This window comes from Arthrobacter ginsengisoli, assembly GCF_031456935.1.
Classification (GTDB): Bacteria; Actinomycetota; Actinomycetes; order Actinomycetales; family Micrococcaceae; genus Arthrobacter; species Arthrobacter ginsengisoli.
Genome location: NZ_JAVDVQ010000030.1, coordinates 1 through 14530, shown reverse-complemented (window position 1 = coordinate 14530; position 14530 = coordinate 1). Strand labels below are relative to the sequence as shown.

Sequence of the window (14530 nt, the reverse complement as noted above, 5' to 3'; positions counted from 1 at the left end):
GACTTTTGTCACAGAGGAAATCCGGCGATTGCATAGTTGCCGAAAAACTGTTCATACATATGTACAAGTCAGGCGCGACTGCCCAAGGGGTTGTGGCTCAAACGGTGGCCGCTTGCAGCTCCTGGGCGGCGTTGGCGGAGGCCTTGCTGCGGTTCACCATCAGAGCGAGGAGGTCGAAGACAAGGGTCGCCGCGGCGACGGTGGTGATGTCTGCGTGGTCGTAGGCCGGAGCGACCTCGACGACGTCGGCGCCTACGATATTGATGCCGTCTAGTCCGCGGAGCAGCGCCAGCAGCTCGCGGGAGTGAAGCCCGCCCATTTCCGGCGTGCCGGTGCCCGGCGCGTAGGCCGGGTCCAGAACATCGATGTCGATGGAAACATAGACCGGGGTGTCGCCCAGCCGCTCCTTGACACGCTGGATCGCGGCCGGAACCCCGATGACGTCCAGGTCCGAGCAGCGGATGATCTGGAAGCCGAACTCGTGGTCGCGGAGGAAGTCGTTCCGGTCGTAAACCGGACCGCGGATGCCCACGTGCATCGACTTGTCCTCGACGAGCAGGCCTTCTTCGAAAGCCCGACGGAAGATGGTTCCGTGCGTGACCGGCTGGTCAAAATAGGTGTCCCAGGTGTCCAGGTGCGCGTCGAAGTGGAGCAGGGCCACCGGACCGTGGACCTTGTTCAATGCCCGCAGCATCGGGAGCGCGATGGTGTGGTCACCGCCGATGGAGATGAGCCTCTTGCCGGAATCGGCGTCGCCGAGTAGTGGGAGGGCCTGTTCCTCGATCTCGCGGACTGCGCGGGCGATGTCGTAGGGGGTGCAAGCGATGTCACCGGCGTCCACAACCTGGGCTTCGTACACGGGCTCGACGTCGAGCTCTGGGTGGTAGCCGGGGCGCAGGAGACGTGACGCTTCACGGACAGCTGCCGGACCGAAGCGGGCGCCCGGGCGGTAGGAGGTGCCGCCGTCGAACGGGACACCGACAATCGCAATGTCGTAGTCCGGGACACGGTCAATTTGAGGAAGCCGGGCGAAGGTGCCCAGTCCCGCGTAGCGGGGGACTTTTGTTGCGTCGACGGGGCCGATTGGCGTGTGCTTGGTCATGACAGGAATCCTCTGGTTGCTTGGGTTTCAGCCGGCCTGGCAGATGTCTTTTCCGAGCTGAGCTCCTGCGCCGGTTGCGGTCTATGCATTAACTATTAGTGATCGGCGTCACGCCGTATATCCGCCGATTGACTACAAATATCCGAGTGGCCTATACATATGTATAAGAGGTTTGGGGTGCGGCCTCCCCACTCATGAACAGGAACCACGCATGGCGATCACCGTGGCCGAGCTGCTGGCCGAACCCCAGCTGGGCCTGACCCTTCTGGCGGGTTCCGCTGGCCTGGGCAACCGGGTCACCTGGGCCCACACCTCCGACCTCCCGCGCTTGTGGGAATGGATCACCGGCGGCGAACTCATGATGACCAATGGGCTCTCCATTCCGGCGGATCCCGAGGGGCAGGTTGAGCTGGCCGAGGCACTGGTCAACGCAGGAGCCAGTGCTTTAGCGATCGGCGAGCAGATGTATGCCCCTGCACTCCTTCCCCAGTTCCTCGAAGCCTGCGACCGCCTGCCGTTGCCGGTCATCAACATCCCCTACCCGCTGCCGTTCATCGCCATCGCACGTTCGGTCGCTGAGTCTTCGTTGCTTGAGGAGTCCCGCAGACTGCGTCAGACGGCCCGCATCTATGACCTGCTGCGGCTGGCGGGGCCATCTGACGACAATTGGCTAAGCCTGATTCTGGGCATCGAAGCCGAGCTCGACGCCAGCCTCTTCGTGGTTGATCGACGGTGCCTGCATGCCTGGCATCCCGGAGGCCAGTCGCTGCCGCCGGACCTAAAGCAGGATCTCTCACCGCTGACCAGCAAGTCACCGGTGGCCAGCAAGAAGTTCCAGTGGCACCGCTTGGCGGGCAGTCACGTTCTGATGATGGACATTCCGACTCACGCCAACGCGCTTCTGGTGGTGCTGCCCAATTCCGAGCCCCTCCCGGATGCGGTGGTGCTGCTCCATGCGGCCACAGTCCTTGGACTGGAACTGTCGCGGACGGTGCTGTCCCTCGAGAACCAGCGCCGTCTGAGCGCGGAGTTCCTTTTACAGGCCCTTGACGGGCGCCTGGGCATCGCCGACATTGAAAGCCGGCTGCCTGAGTTCGGGATCACGTCACGGGAATTCCTTGTCATCTCCATGTCCAGCGACGACGGCGAGCGCCTGGCTGGGATCCACATGGATCTTTGGCGGCACGGCTATCCGGCGGCGTGCCAACGCACATTCAATACACTGCACTTAGCTATCGCCTCAGACTGTTCCGACGACCTGCTCCGGCATGCCGTCCCCTTGGACGTGAGGATCGGGATCAGCAGGCCTTCCACCGCGGCTGGAGCGCAGAGAGCACTTCAGGAATCGATGTGGGCACTGGGGACGGCGTCAAGCACCGGCGAGCGATTGGTCCGCTATGCCGAGGGACCCTCGTGGCTGGGGCTCACCAGCTTTGAGGAGGGCAACGCATTGGTCCAGCGGCTCCTCGGACCCATTTTCGAGTACGAACAGGGAGAAAGCGGCGACCTCATCGTCACGCTGAAGACATTCCTTGACTCGCAACGGTCCTGGCAGAAGACGGCGGCGGCCCTGTACGCGCATCGGCAGACCATCATCTATCGCATCCGGAAGATCAGTGAGCTGACGGGCCTTGATATGTCCGAAACCTCCACGCTGGCACAACTGTGGTTTGCCCTGCAGATCCATGACGCCATGGACCTCCAAGGAAAACTCCGGCATCTACCCACGGCCGAGGTCAGCACTCGAGGAGTCAAGGCTGGAAGAGGCCTCGTCGGACAATCCAAGGAACTGAGGCCGTAGGCCAGCGCCACATTGGGGCCCCCTGTCGGATTCGAACCGACGACCCCCGCTTTACAAGAGCGGTGCTCTGGCCAACTGAGCTAAGGAGGCATTCCTGTGCGCCGGCAGGAACCGGACCCCGAGGAGGGACCGGCGCCACGGCGCTAGATAAGGTTAGCCCACGGATGCCCGGTGATAAAAACAGACCCGGCTCCGGAAATCCGGAACCGGGTCTGCGGCCGTGCTGCGGGGTCCTGCCGCTTACTGCTTGGCGTCGATGGCGGCCTGGAGGAACTCCTCGAACGGGGTCTGGGCGCTGGCGCCCTTGCCCCACTGCTGGCCCTCAACGAAAACGGTCGGCGTGCCAGTGACACCGATGGATGAAGCCTGCTGGGTGGTGTACTTGACCCACGGGCGGTAGGTCTTCTCCTCGATGCATGTGTCGATGCTCTTGGCACCGATGTCGGTGGCCATCTTCTTTAGATCCGCATCGGAGATGCCGGCGCCGCCTTCAGCGGGCTGCTTCTCAAACAGGACATTGACGAAGTCTGCGTACTTCTCCGGCGACTCATTCACCACGCAGGCCGCCGCGTTGGCCGCGCGGGAGGAGTAGTTGGTCGTGGAACGGGTGTCCAGGAACCCCAGCGGGCGGTATTCCACCGAGATCTTGCCTTCATTGCGGAGGTTGGTGAGGGTCTCGTTGTACTGAGCCTCGAAGTTCTTGCACACGGGGCAGATGAAGTCGATGTAGAGAACCACCTTGACCGGCTTGCCCGCCTCAGCTTCGGCGCCCGGTGCGGTCACCTGCGCCGGCGGCGTGGCCGCCGGAGCCGGAATGTCGGCGATCTTGACCGTGGCCGGTTCCGTCTTCGCCACCTCGGTGTTGGCCAGCAGGGTCACGCCGCCGTAAACGTTGCCGTTCGCCGGGGTGGAACCCTCGTCCGCAACCGGGGCGTTGTTCTGGATGTTTGAGGTCACGACCAGCGCCACGACAACAATGATGGCGACGACGGCGGCGACGATGCCCCAGCCAATGAGCAGCTTGTTGCGTTTGTCCTTCTTCAGCTGCGCCTCGCGGATTTCACGGGCTTTCTCGCGGGCCGCGGCAGTTCGCTCTGATTTGGACTGTCGGGGTTCGTTTGCGGGGCTCATTAGTTCCTCGGGTCGATCGGCCTGTGGTCTCCACTGGGTGGCAATTCATCATTTTAGGCGAGAAAGCTGGGAAGTTGCGCTTTCAACCTTCCTTCACGCCTCCCAACGGACGAATAGCACAGAGGATTCCGCCCCGCTAGTGTGGATAGGAGCCACGAGCAATCCCCAGGGGGCACCAATGCAGGCCACGGAACACGCCGAATCGGATCCAAAAACCGAGCGCACAGCCGCGCACGGAACCAGCGACACCGATCCGGACGCGCAGTATGACTTCATGGTGGTGTCCAACCGCCTGCCGGTGGACCGTTGCTCCTCGGACGAGCCCGGTTGCGAGGGCGGCTGGCGCCGTTCCCCCGGCGGCCTGGTGACTGCCCTGGCACCCATGATGACCAAGACCGACGGCGCGTGGGTCGGCTGGCACGGCGCACCGGACGAGCAAATCCAGCCCTTCAGCCATGGCGGCATCGACCTCGTGCCGGTCCAGCTGAGCACGCAGGACATCGAGCTCTTCTACGAAGGCTTCTCCAACGCCACGCTCTGGCCGCTCTACCACGATGTGATTGCCCCGCCGGAGTTCCACCGGACCTGGTGGGATTCCTATCGCAAGGTCAACCGCCGGTTCGCGGACGCCGTCGTCCACCACGCCAGCCACGGCGCCACCGTCTGGGTGCAGGACTACCAGCTCCAGCTCGTCCCCAAGATGCTGCGCGAGGCGCGTCCGGACCTGAAGATCGGGTTCTTCAACCACATCCCCTTCCCGCCGCCGGAGATCTTCGCCCAGCTGCCATGGCGCAAGGCCATCATCGATGGGCTGCTCGGCGCCGACCTGGTTGGATTCCAGCGAAGCAGCGACGCCGGCAACTTCATGCGCTCCGCCCGCCGTTTCCTCGGCGCCAGCGTCAAGCAGCAGCAGGTCCATGTGAAGGGCAGCGACGGCCAGACCACCCATATCGCCCGCGCCCAGGCGTTCCCCATCTCGATTGACGTCCAGCAAATTAGCGAGCTCGCCCAAAATCCCGAGATTATCGAGCGTGCCCGCCAGATCCGCCGGGACCTTGGCAACCCCAAAACGATCCTGCTCGGCGTCGACCGCCTCGACTACACCAAGGGCATCCGGCACCGGCTCAAGGCCTACGAGGAACTCCTGTCGGACGGCAAGGTGACGGTGGAGGATGCCGCCCTGATCCAGGTCGCCAGCCCCAGCCGCGAACGGGTGGAGCAGTACCGCCTGCTGCGCGAAGAGGTCGAGGGCACGGTCGGCCACATCAACGGCACCTATGACACGCTGCAGAACACCGCGGTCCGCTACCTGCACCACAACTACCCGATCGATGAGATGGTGGCGCTGTACCTGGCCGCGGACGTCATGCTCGTCACCGCCCTGCGGGACGGGATGAACCTGGTGGCCAAGGAATACGTCACGGCCCGGACCAACAATGACGGCGCCCTTGTACTGAGCGAATTCGCGGGGGCCGCGGACCAGCTCAAGCAGGCCCTGCTCATGAACCCGCATGACATCGACGGCCTCAAAGACACCATCATGAGGGCCGTAAACATGCAGCCTGCCGAGGCCGCGCGCCGGATGCGTTCGATGCGCAAGCAGATCCTGGATCACGACGTCGATCTTTGGTCCTCCGATTTCCTGAACGCGCTCAAAGAAAAGGTAATCCGCGATGACTCCTGAGCTATCACCGGAGCAGACCCCGCTCTCGCTCTCCCCGGACCTGCTTGAGTCCGTACGCGGCATCGCCGCGACGGAGCACCTGCTGGTCGCCATGGATTTTGACGGAACAATGTCGCCCCTCGTCGACCATGCCGCGGACGCCCGCGCCCTCCCCCGCTCGGCGGCGGCCTTCGCCGCCCTGACCGAACTTCCGCGGACGACGACGGCCCTGATCTCCGGCCGTGCCCTGGACAGCCTGCGGGCCGTCGCTTTCCCCCCGGAAAAGACACTGCTGGTCGGGAGCCACGGCGCAGAAGTCTGGATGGGACCCGGGTCCGCGAAACTGGAACTCGACGACGACCGCCGGGAACTGCTCGCCGGGGTCCGGCGCGAGCTGGAGGGCATCGTGGAGGCGGCACCTGGGACCCTGCTGGAGGACAAGCCCGCCGCCGTCGTGCTGCACACACGGCTTGCCGCGGACGACGTGGCGGTGGACGCCGTTGCCGCCGCCCGCGCCGTCCTGCAGCAGCGTCCCGGGGTCTTCCTCAAGAGCGGCAACCGTGTGCTGGAGGCGTCAGTGGTCCACGCTTCAAAGGGGGAAGGCGTCGCGTTCCTGCGACAGGCGTCCGGGGCCACCGCCACCGTCTTCGCGGGCGATGACACCACCGACGAGGACGCCCTGGCCAACCTGCTCCCGGGGGATCTCGGGGTGAAGGTCGGCCTGGACTTCACCCAGGCCCAGTTCCGGATCGAAGCCCCGGCGCACGTTGCCGAACTGCTGGAGGCCCTGCTGCGGGAACGGAAGCGCGCCCTCGGCGTGTGACCAGCATCGGGAGTGCGTCCGTCCGTGGCTACTTCCAGTGAAGCGGCTTCGGGGGCGACTTACGCCACGTCCGGAAGAAGCGGGTGCGGGCGTCGGCGCCGCGTTGTTGTTCCAAGGCGTGGAGGCGGCCGTAGGTGAACCCGGTTCCCGAACCGCCTTCCGGGAACTCCCTGGCGAGTGACCGTAGCCGTTCCCTGATGATGACGCTGTCCTGGTGCTCGCCCAGAACTGTTTGGATTACGGCGGCGGTGCGGGCAAGCCGGGCGGCCTGCTTTCCGAAAATCGGTACGGCCGCCTCCGCCGCGTAGCGGAGACGTTTTGCGCTCTTGCGGACCTCGTGCAGTGCCGCGTTGGCAGCCTCGCCCGCTGGCGCGTCTTCGAGACTCTTCACGGCGCCAGACAGGCGCTTCCGGTCTGCATTGACGAGCCGGCCTATCGTCCCGGGCGCCTTCTTGTGCGCCGGTCCGGCCAGCGGAGGGGCCGCGAGGAAGCCGTCAAGGGCATCGAGGAGCCGGAAGTACCGGTCGCTTTCCAATGCAGCCAGGCCGTCGGCGAGCGCAGCCTCATACGCGGCCCCGAGCTGGTCGTCGAGTTGATGTTTTACCGATCCGATGATCAGATCCGGGGGTTCGGCGCTGATCAACCCGTCCAGGTGGTCCCGCATGACCTCAAGGTCCCGGGCCGCCCCCACCGCTCCGGCAAGCCACTGGAGTTCTTCCCGGAGGAGCCGGGCGGTCTCCTTGTCTGTCAGACTGCGGAAGCTTGCCAGCACGGACCGCATCCGGCGTGCGGCGACCCGGAGTTGGTGTACCGCGTCCGGGGCTCCTTCCCGGACCCCGGGGTCATGTGTCTTGAGGGCTTGGACTTGCTCGCGCAGGTACGAAAGAAGCACCGCCGAGGCCCTGCCTTGCAACGCCGGGCGAGGGATCGGGGGGCCGCCACCCGGATAGCGGCCGCCGAGGGCGCGTGCCAGTTTGGAGGGGAGCTCTGCCGGCTGGTGGCCCAGCATGGCGATCACCACATCGGCTGCCTCCAGCAGCCTCCGCGTCCCATCGACCAGTTCGATCTCCCATTCCCGCCAGGCGGCACTTTCGGCCGGTTCCAGCAGGATGCGGGATTCCACCCGGTCGTCGCTGAATTCGGCAAGGACCGTTCCGTCGGCCGCGATCAGGGGAATCGCGGTGCGGCGGGTTTTCAGTTCTGCGACCGCCACGAGTTCCTGGTTCCGGGTATGGACCAGCACCAGTTCCTTCAACCGCGCCGGCACCGAATCCGGGTCCTCGTTCAAGGGCTTCGTGATTTCGCGACGTTCCCCCGCCGCGACCGGCACTTTCAGATGCCACCCGGCGTCCTTGCCGCCGGTACGCCGGCGCAAGGTGATCCGGCAGGCCGCAAGCGCCAGTGTCGCCGTGTCGAAGTACACGGCATGGAGTTTATGTTCCGCGGCTGTCCCGACGCGGTCCACCCCGGCGATCGAGGTGAAGACCGGCAGCTCATCTGATCCGCCGACGTCGAATTTTCGCTCCACTTCCAACGTCTCAGTCACTGCCATGTATTCATGGTAGGGCGGGGCAGGTCCCCCGGTCCGTGCCTAAAGTCCCTCTTGGTGGGTGCGGTTCGCGACGTTTCCACGTGCAGCTTCCGCGGTTGGATTCGGGGTGGCCAGCATCCTGTCCGCGGGCGGACTTACGCGGCGCAGGGACCGCCGGTAGCTGGTCGGGCTGGTGCCGTAGACGCGGGTGAAGGCAGCGCTGAAAGCGAAGGCGTTGCTGTATCCCACCCGCTTCGGCGATGACGGCGGTGGTGGCGGTACTGGAAGCCAGTCTGTCCGCGGCCAGCGCGAGGCGCCACGCCGTGAGGTAGGTCATGGGCGGCTGCCCGACGGCGGCGTGGAACCGGGCGGCCATGGTGGCCCGGGAGACGTGGGCCCGCCGTGCCAGTTCCGCGACGGTCCACGGCGCCGCCGGCTCCTCGTGGAGCAGGCCCAGCGCCCGGGCCACGATGGGGTCACGGGTGCCCGCCGCCCAGCTTGGAACCCCGTTCTCGGAGCGGTGTACGCTGGCGCGCACCAGATGCAGCAGCAGCAAATCCAGGATCCGGTCCAGGGCGCTCTCCTGCCCCAACCCGGGGTGGGTGAGCTCCCGTTCAAGCAATCCCAGCAGGACCGGATCGATCTCCTCGTCGGTGAAGACCGCCAGCGACGGGAGGGCCGAAGTGACCAACTGGCCGGCCTCAGCCGCCGACTGGTAGCTGCCAATCAGCAGGACCGTGCCCCCGTGGGGGCTGTTGCCCCAGGTACGCACCCCCTGGGTCAACGAGAGGTCCAGATTCTCCCCGGACGGCGTGCGGCAGGACTGGCCGGCGTCGATCACCACAGTGGGTGCCCGGTCCGGGACATCCGCGACCAGATCTTAGACGATGGCACATGTTCCGGCGATCACCGGACATTCACCGTCCAGACAAAACCCGGGCAGTCTGGGGTTATGACATTAAACCCCGCACACCTCCCGGCCCCTGGCGTCGGCAGAGCGGCCGCAACGGCGCCCCGAACGTCCGCCGTCCCATCGACGACCCCACCGCCGAACACTTCCTGAATCCGGATAGCCCCAGTTCGGACTTCGCGTGAACGGGTGGCTGCCGGTGATCGCCGGTACAGGATCCGCTGCCGCCGGCGGCTTTTATCTCGCCTTCTCCGCCGTCGTGATGCCGGCCCTGCGGGGCTGTCGCCGTCGCCGCGGCCACCGATCCGACCGCCCAGTCGCCGCTGAGAGTCGCCGGGGCGGTGGCCTATCTGCCCGGGTGGGCCTCGACCATGGCGGTCAATGTGCCGCTCAACAACCGCCTGGCCCGGTGGCGGCAGCCGGAGCGGCAGTGGCACAGCTTCCAGCGATCCTGGATTCCGGCCAACCACCTCCGCGCCGCACTCTCGATCGGCGGCGCGGCCGGACTGTTGATCCCCCAGCATCCGTAACATGTAAGCCAAATCACGTGTGAGATCCGTAACATTTTGCCCCGTTGGACAAAAATCTGACATACTCTCGTTGTGATGTGGCGCACAAGTACCGTGCGGCGTCATTGGATACTCCTCGGCTTCGGCCGGGGAGTATGCGCACGACCAGGTGCGGACAACTGAATTAACAACCGAATAATAAGACCATTCACTACGGATCGTCCGGCACGTACCTGCCGGTGAAGGGATTGATAACTGTGGCTACAGTTACTTTTGATAACGCAACACGTTTGTACCCGGGCACCGAGAAGCCCGCTGTTGACAAGCTCAACATTGAAATCGCCGATGGTGAATTTCTGGTCCTCGTTGGACCGTCCGGCTGTGGAAAGTCGACCTCCCTGCGAATGCTCGCAGGTCTTGAGGACGTCAACTCCGGCCGGATCCTGATTGGCGACCGCGACGTCACGGACGTTCCCCCCAAGGACCGCGACATCGCCATGGTTTTCCAGAACTACGCCCTCTACCCGCACATGACGGTTGCGGACAACATGGGCTTCGCCCTGAAGATTGCCGGCGTCAGCAAGGAAGAGCGCGCCGAGCGCGTCCGTGAAGCCGCCAAGCTCCTGGACCTCGAGCCGTATCTGGACCGCAAGCCGAAGGCACTCTCCGGCGGTCAGCGCCAGCGTGTTGCCATGGGCCGCGCGATCGTCCGTAACCCGCAGGTCTTCCTCATGGATGAGCCGCTGTCCAACCTTGACGCCAAGCTCCGTGTGCAGACCCGCACCCAGATTGCATCCCTTACCCGCCGGCTGGGCGTCACCACGGTCTACGTGACCCACGACCAGGTTGAGGCCATGACCATGGGCGACCGCGTCGCCGTGCTGAAGGACGGCCTGCTGATGCAGGTGGACACTCCGCGCAACCTCTACGACAGGCCGAAGAACGTGTTCGTTGCCGGCTTCATCGGCTCCCCCGCGATGAACCTGCTCGAGCTTCCCGTCGTCGACGGCGGCGTGCAGTTCGGCGGCGCCGTTTACCCGGTACCGCACAATGTCCTCGAGGAAGCCCACGGCAAGACCGTTACGCTCGGGTCCCGCCCGGAAGACCTCGAGACGGCGCCGCAGGGTGAAGGCCTCCAGGTTGAGGTCGACGTCGTCGAGGAGCTCGGCGCCGACGCCTACGTCTATGGCCACACCACCCTGGACGGCCAGAGCCACGACATCGTGGCCCGCGTCGACGGCCGCCGTCCGCCGATGAAGGGTGAGTCCATCTGGGTCCGCCCGCAGTCGGGCCACGTACACCTGTTCGACACGAAGACAGGCCTGCGCCTGGGCGACTAGTCCCCACCGGTTCCCTAACCTCGCTCCGCTTCGGTCAGGGAACCCTGCCGGCGTGGGCCCACCCACGGCTGACGGCGGTCCTCCCCACTGGAGGGCCGCCGTCAGGCTTTAACCGCCCGGCAGCATGCCTTCGTTAGGGCCGCCGCCCTTAGTACGGAAGAATTGGTTCATGACGAGGAAAACCCCATGAGCGAGGAAAACAGTGCCCACTGGCACGACGAACCCACCGACTACGGTCAGATCGGCAAACTGCCGCGGTTCGAAGCGGCCAGCGCCAACGACAGCAAGGGTTTCGTGGCCTCGAGCTCCCTGAGTATCACGGCCGCCGCCACCGAGCCGGAGCTCCTGGACCTGCCGTGGCACGTTGCCCTCGAGGACTGGCCCGCGGAATACCTCGCCGCGCTCCCCCGCGGCATCTCCCGCCATATAGTCCGATTCGCGCACCTTGGCGGCTCCGTCATCGCCATCAAGGAAACCTCGGAACACGTGGCCCGCCACGAGTACCACATGCTCCGCAAGCTCGCGCGGCTGGACGTCCCCTGCGTGGAACCGGTCGCCGTCATCACCGGGCGCACCACCCCGGACGGCCGGCCGCTGAACCCTGTGCTGGTCACCCGGCACCTGAAGTTCTCCATGCCGTACCGTGCCCTCTTCTCCCAAATGCTGCGCAAGGACACGCTGACCCGCCTGATCGACGCCCAGGCCGTGCTGCTGGTCCGCCTGCACCTGATCGGGTTCTACTGGGGCGACGTGTCGCTGTCCAACACGCTCTTCCGCCGCGACGCCGGCGCGTTCGCGGCCTACCTCGTGGACGCGGAGACCGGCGAGCTGTATCCGGATCTCTCCACCGGGCAGCGCGAATACGATCTGGAGATCGCCCGCGTCAACATTGCCGGAGAGCTCATGGACCTGCTCGACGGCGGCCTCATCGAGGAAAAAGTGGACCCCGTGGCCACCAGCGAACTCATTATGGACAGCTACCGGCGGCTCTGGACGGAACTGACTGAGAAGGAGTCGTTCGAGATCGGCGAGCGTTGGCGGGTCGCCGCCCGCATCCGGAAGCTCAACGACCTGGGGTTCGACGTCGAGGAATATGCGATCAAGACGACGCAGAACGGTTCCACCATCCAGCTTCAGCCCAAGGTGGTCGATGCGGGGCACCACCAGCGCCGGCTGCTGCGCCTGACCGGCCTGGACGCGCAGGAAAACCAGGCACGCCGGCTCCTGACCGACATGGATACTTTCCGGGCGGACAACTACCCCGGGATGGACGAGGAATACAGTGCACACCTCTGGGTGAGCCAGATCTTCGAGCCGATTGTCCGTTCCATCCCCCGCGACCTGTCCGGGAAGCTGGAGCCGGCGGAGGCCGTGCACGAGATCCTGGAGCACCGCTGGTACATGTCCGAAAAGGAGAACCGGCACATCCCGCTGGCCGAAACGGTGCAGTCCTACATTGATTCCGTACTCCGCCACCGCCGCGACGAGGCCGCCATCATGCTGAATCCGGACACAGGCTTGCTTAAGATCCTCGAGGTGGAGACCGAGGAATCCCGCTACGGCGCCGACGAGTCCATCGACGAATACCCGGACTCCGACGACTAGGTTTCCGTCGGCCCGGGGGCCCGGAGGCCGTCTGGTTGTGTCACGGCGGCGCTAGATCGCCTTGCCGGGATTCAGGATGCCGGCGGGGTCGAAGAGTTCCTTGATCCGGCGCTGCAGTTCGCGCACGGGCTCCTTTTGTTCCAGCCCGAGCCAGCGCAGCTTGTATTGGCCGATCCCGTGCTCGCCGGTGATGGTGCCGCCAAGGGCCAGGGCCAGGGTGATGGACTCATCCAGCGCCGCGCCGAGGCGCACCATGGCGTCCGCGGCCACGGTTTTGTCCACCCGATCCACCCAGAAGGTGGGGTGCAGGTTGCCGTCACCGGCGTGCGCCACCACTTTGAGCTTGACCTCGTGGGTTGCCGCCATGGTTTCGAGGGCCTCGGCGTAGTCGACCAGCCGGGAACGCGGAACCGCGACGTCCTCGCCCACGCGGTATTCGTCGTCGACCTCCACTCCCCGGCTGTTGCGCCGCAGATCCACCAGTTGCTCCGCCTCCGCACTGGCTTCCATGGTCACGACCGCGCCGCCGGCGACGAGGACAGGCCGGATGGCCGCAGCTTCCGCCGCGGCGCCGAAGCCGTCGGTCTGGATCAGCAGCAGGGACGCTCCGCGGGAGGCCAGGTCCGAGCCGTGGACCTCGTCGAGCTGGGCCAGGGTTCCGCTGTCCAGCAGTTCCATGATGGCCGGCTGCACGCGTGCCTTGCCCACGGCGAGGACGCCCGCCGCGGCGCTGCGGAAGTCCGGGTAGAAGGCGGCAATGGTGTGCACGTCCTGCGGGAGGTATTTCAGCCGGACGGTGATCCCGACGACGATCCCCAGCGTCCCCTCGGAGCCGACGAACAGTCCGGTGAGGTCGTAGCCGGCGACGCCCTTGAACGTCTGGTGGCCGGTGTGGATGAGCGAGCCGTCCGCGAGCACGACGTCGAGGGCCAGCACCGAGTCGCGGGTCACCCCGTACTTGGCGCAGCGCAGGCCGCCGGCATTGGTGGCCACGTTGCCGCCGATTGTGGAAAGTTTGAAGCTTGCGGGGTCGGGGGCATACATGAGCCCGTGGACCGCGGCGGCCGCGTTGAGGTCCGCGTTGATGACCCCAGGTTCGACGGCGGCAGTCTCGTCCTCCGGATTGAGGTCCAAAATGCGGTTCATCCGTTCCAGGCTCAGCACGATGCAGTCCTTGCTCGCGTGTGCACCACCCGAGACGCCGGTCCCGGCGCCGCGGGCCACCAGCGGGACCCCGTGGGCGGCGCAGGCGCGGACGGTGGATTGGACGTCCTCCACCGTTTCGGCCCGGACCACGGCCTGCGGCAGCTGGTAGTCCAGCACCGGTGCCTGGTCGACGGCATAGGCGGTCAGCGTGGCGGTATCCAAGGCGATTTTCGCCGGGCCCAAGGCAGAGGTGAGCTCGTCAATGATGCTCATGCGGTCTCCAGTTCGTCGAATCCGGCCTTCAGTCTAAGCCGCGGCGGGCTCAGCCGGCGGTTCCCATGAAGCGTACGAAGCGGTCCAGCACTTTGGGCCAGCTTGCGGCGTAGTCGGCGCGTGTCGCGGCGGGGTTCTCGGCGCCCTCCCAGCCGCTGTGGACCAGGCGCAGCTCAGTACCGCCCTCCACCGCCCGGAACGCGACGCGAAGCTCCGTGGACCAGGCTGCGGACGATCCGGGATGCCAGCTGGCATGGAAGGACAGCGGTGGCTGCCAGTCATCAATGGACCCCCAGATGGCTGTCCTGCCGTCGTCCGCGGTCTCCAGGATCAGGTTCTCTTCGAATTCCACGTAGGAACCGGCCCCGAACACGCCGTGCTCCTCGAGCGGCCACCAAAGATGCGTGTGTTCGGTGAAACCGACGAAGGCGCGGGCAACTGCACCCGGAACAATGACGGTGTAAACGACGGGGTCCAGCCCGTCGTCTGATGCCGGCTCCGGTGATTCGGCGGCGCCTGAGGCTGCGTGGCTGAAGAGGTTGTCCATGGGCAACAACTCTACCCGCGGCCGGCGCCACAGTGCCCTGGGGTGTTTGGGGCCTTAAATGCGGGAGGACCCCCAACGTGGTTGGGGGTCCTCGACCGTGTAATGATGTTCCGGCGGTGACCTACTCTCCCACACCCTCCCGGGTGCAG

At 65.6% G+C, this 14530-nt stretch carries 12 protein-coding genes and 1 tRNA gene; 6 read left to right on the top strand and 7 right to left on the bottom strand.

Features of this window, described 5'->3' with window-relative positions; genetic code table 11:
- Positions 1–97 precede the first annotated feature (97 nt).
- Positions 98–1102, bottom strand: coding sequence for an agmatinase (speB, locus tag J2X01_RS19945; RefSeq protein WP_310061607.1), 1005 nt, complete (start codon positions 1100–1102; stop codon positions 98–100).
- Between the two features lie 211 nt (positions 1103–1313).
- Between speB and J2X01_RS19940 the strand changes: the two genes are divergently transcribed.
- Entirely contained in the window at positions 1314–2903 is a 1590-nt protein-coding gene (locus J2X01_RS19940) for a PucR family transcriptional regulator (RefSeq protein ID WP_310061605.1), read from the top strand.
- 13 nt (positions 2904–2916) lie between these two features.
- Here the strand turns inward: J2X01_RS19940 and J2X01_RS19935 are convergent.
- Positions 2917–2993, bottom strand: a tRNA-Thr gene (locus tag J2X01_RS19935).
- A gap of 150 nt (positions 2994–3143) precedes the next feature.
- Complete coding sequence (locus J2X01_RS19930) at positions 3144–4034, bottom strand: DsbA family protein (protein WP_310061603.1); 891 nt, start codon at positions 4032–4034, stop codon at positions 3144–3146.
- A 178-nt stretch (positions 4035–4212) separates the two neighbouring features.
- On the opposite strand from J2X01_RS19930, the gene J2X01_RS19925 reads away from it, so the two are divergent.
- Both J2X01_RS19925 and otsB read left to right on the top strand, forming a co-directional pair.
- Positions 4213–5718 carry an alpha,alpha-trehalose-phosphate synthase (UDP-forming) gene (locus J2X01_RS19925; RefSeq protein ID WP_374725001.1) on the top strand — a complete coding sequence of 502 codons (1506 nt, stop codon included), beginning with the start codon at positions 4213–4215 and terminating at the stop codon, positions 5716–5718.
- Complete coding sequence (otsB, locus tag J2X01_RS19920; RefSeq protein ID WP_310061601.1) at positions 5708–6520, top strand: trehalose-phosphatase; 813 nt, start codon at positions 5708–5710, stop codon at positions 6518–6520. The genes J2X01_RS19925 and otsB overlap by 11 nt, the downstream gene beginning before the upstream one ends.
- Positions 6521–6548: 28 nt before the next feature.
- Here otsB and J2X01_RS19915 read toward each other — a convergent pair whose 3' ends face one another.
- Positions 6549–8072 carry a CYTH and CHAD domain-containing protein gene (locus tag J2X01_RS19915; protein ID WP_310061599.1) on the bottom strand — a complete coding sequence of 508 codons (1524 nt, stop codon included), beginning with the start codon at positions 8070–8072 and terminating at the stop codon, positions 6549–6551.
- Between the two features lie 4 nt (positions 8073–8076).
- Complete coding sequence (locus tag J2X01_RS19910) at positions 8077–8895, bottom strand: cupin domain-containing protein (protein ID WP_310061597.1); 819 nt, start codon at positions 8893–8895, stop codon at positions 8077–8079.
- A gap of 389 nt (positions 8896–9284) precedes the next feature.
- On the opposite strand from J2X01_RS19910, the gene J2X01_RS19905 reads away from it, so the two are divergent.
- The 3 genes from J2X01_RS19905 (at position 9285) to J2X01_RS19895 (ending at position 12415) form a co-directional block, all read left to right on the top strand.
- Positions 9285–9491, top strand: a complete 207-nt coding sequence (locus J2X01_RS19905; protein ID WP_374725003.1) for an anthrone oxygenase family protein — start codon at positions 9285–9287, stop codon at positions 9489–9491.
- 236 nt (positions 9492–9727) lie between these two features.
- Positions 9728–10810, top strand: a complete 1083-nt coding sequence (locus J2X01_RS19900) for an ABC transporter ATP-binding protein (RefSeq protein ID WP_310061592.1) — start codon at positions 9728–9730, stop codon at positions 10808–10810.
- Positions 10811–10996: 186 nt separating this feature from the next.
- A complete protein-coding gene (locus tag J2X01_RS19895; protein ID WP_310061590.1) occupies positions 10997–12415 on the top strand; it encodes a DUF4032 domain-containing protein in 1419 nt (472 codons plus the stop codon).
- A 51-nt stretch (positions 12416–12466) separates the two neighbouring features.
- On the opposite strand, the gene J2X01_RS19890 is transcribed toward J2X01_RS19895, so the two are convergent.
- Together J2X01_RS19890 and J2X01_RS19885 are read right to left on the bottom strand one after the other, a co-directional pair.
- On the bottom strand, positions 12467–13834 hold the full coding sequence (locus tag J2X01_RS19890; RefSeq protein ID WP_310061588.1) for an FAD-binding oxidoreductase: 1368 nt from the start codon (positions 13832–13834) through the stop codon (positions 12467–12469).
- A gap of 49 nt (positions 13835–13883) precedes the next feature.
- On the bottom strand, positions 13884–14381 hold the full coding sequence (locus J2X01_RS19885; protein WP_310061584.1) for an SRPBCC domain-containing protein: 498 nt from the start codon (positions 14379–14381) through the stop codon (positions 13884–13886).
- Positions 14382–14530 lie beyond the last annotated feature (149 nt).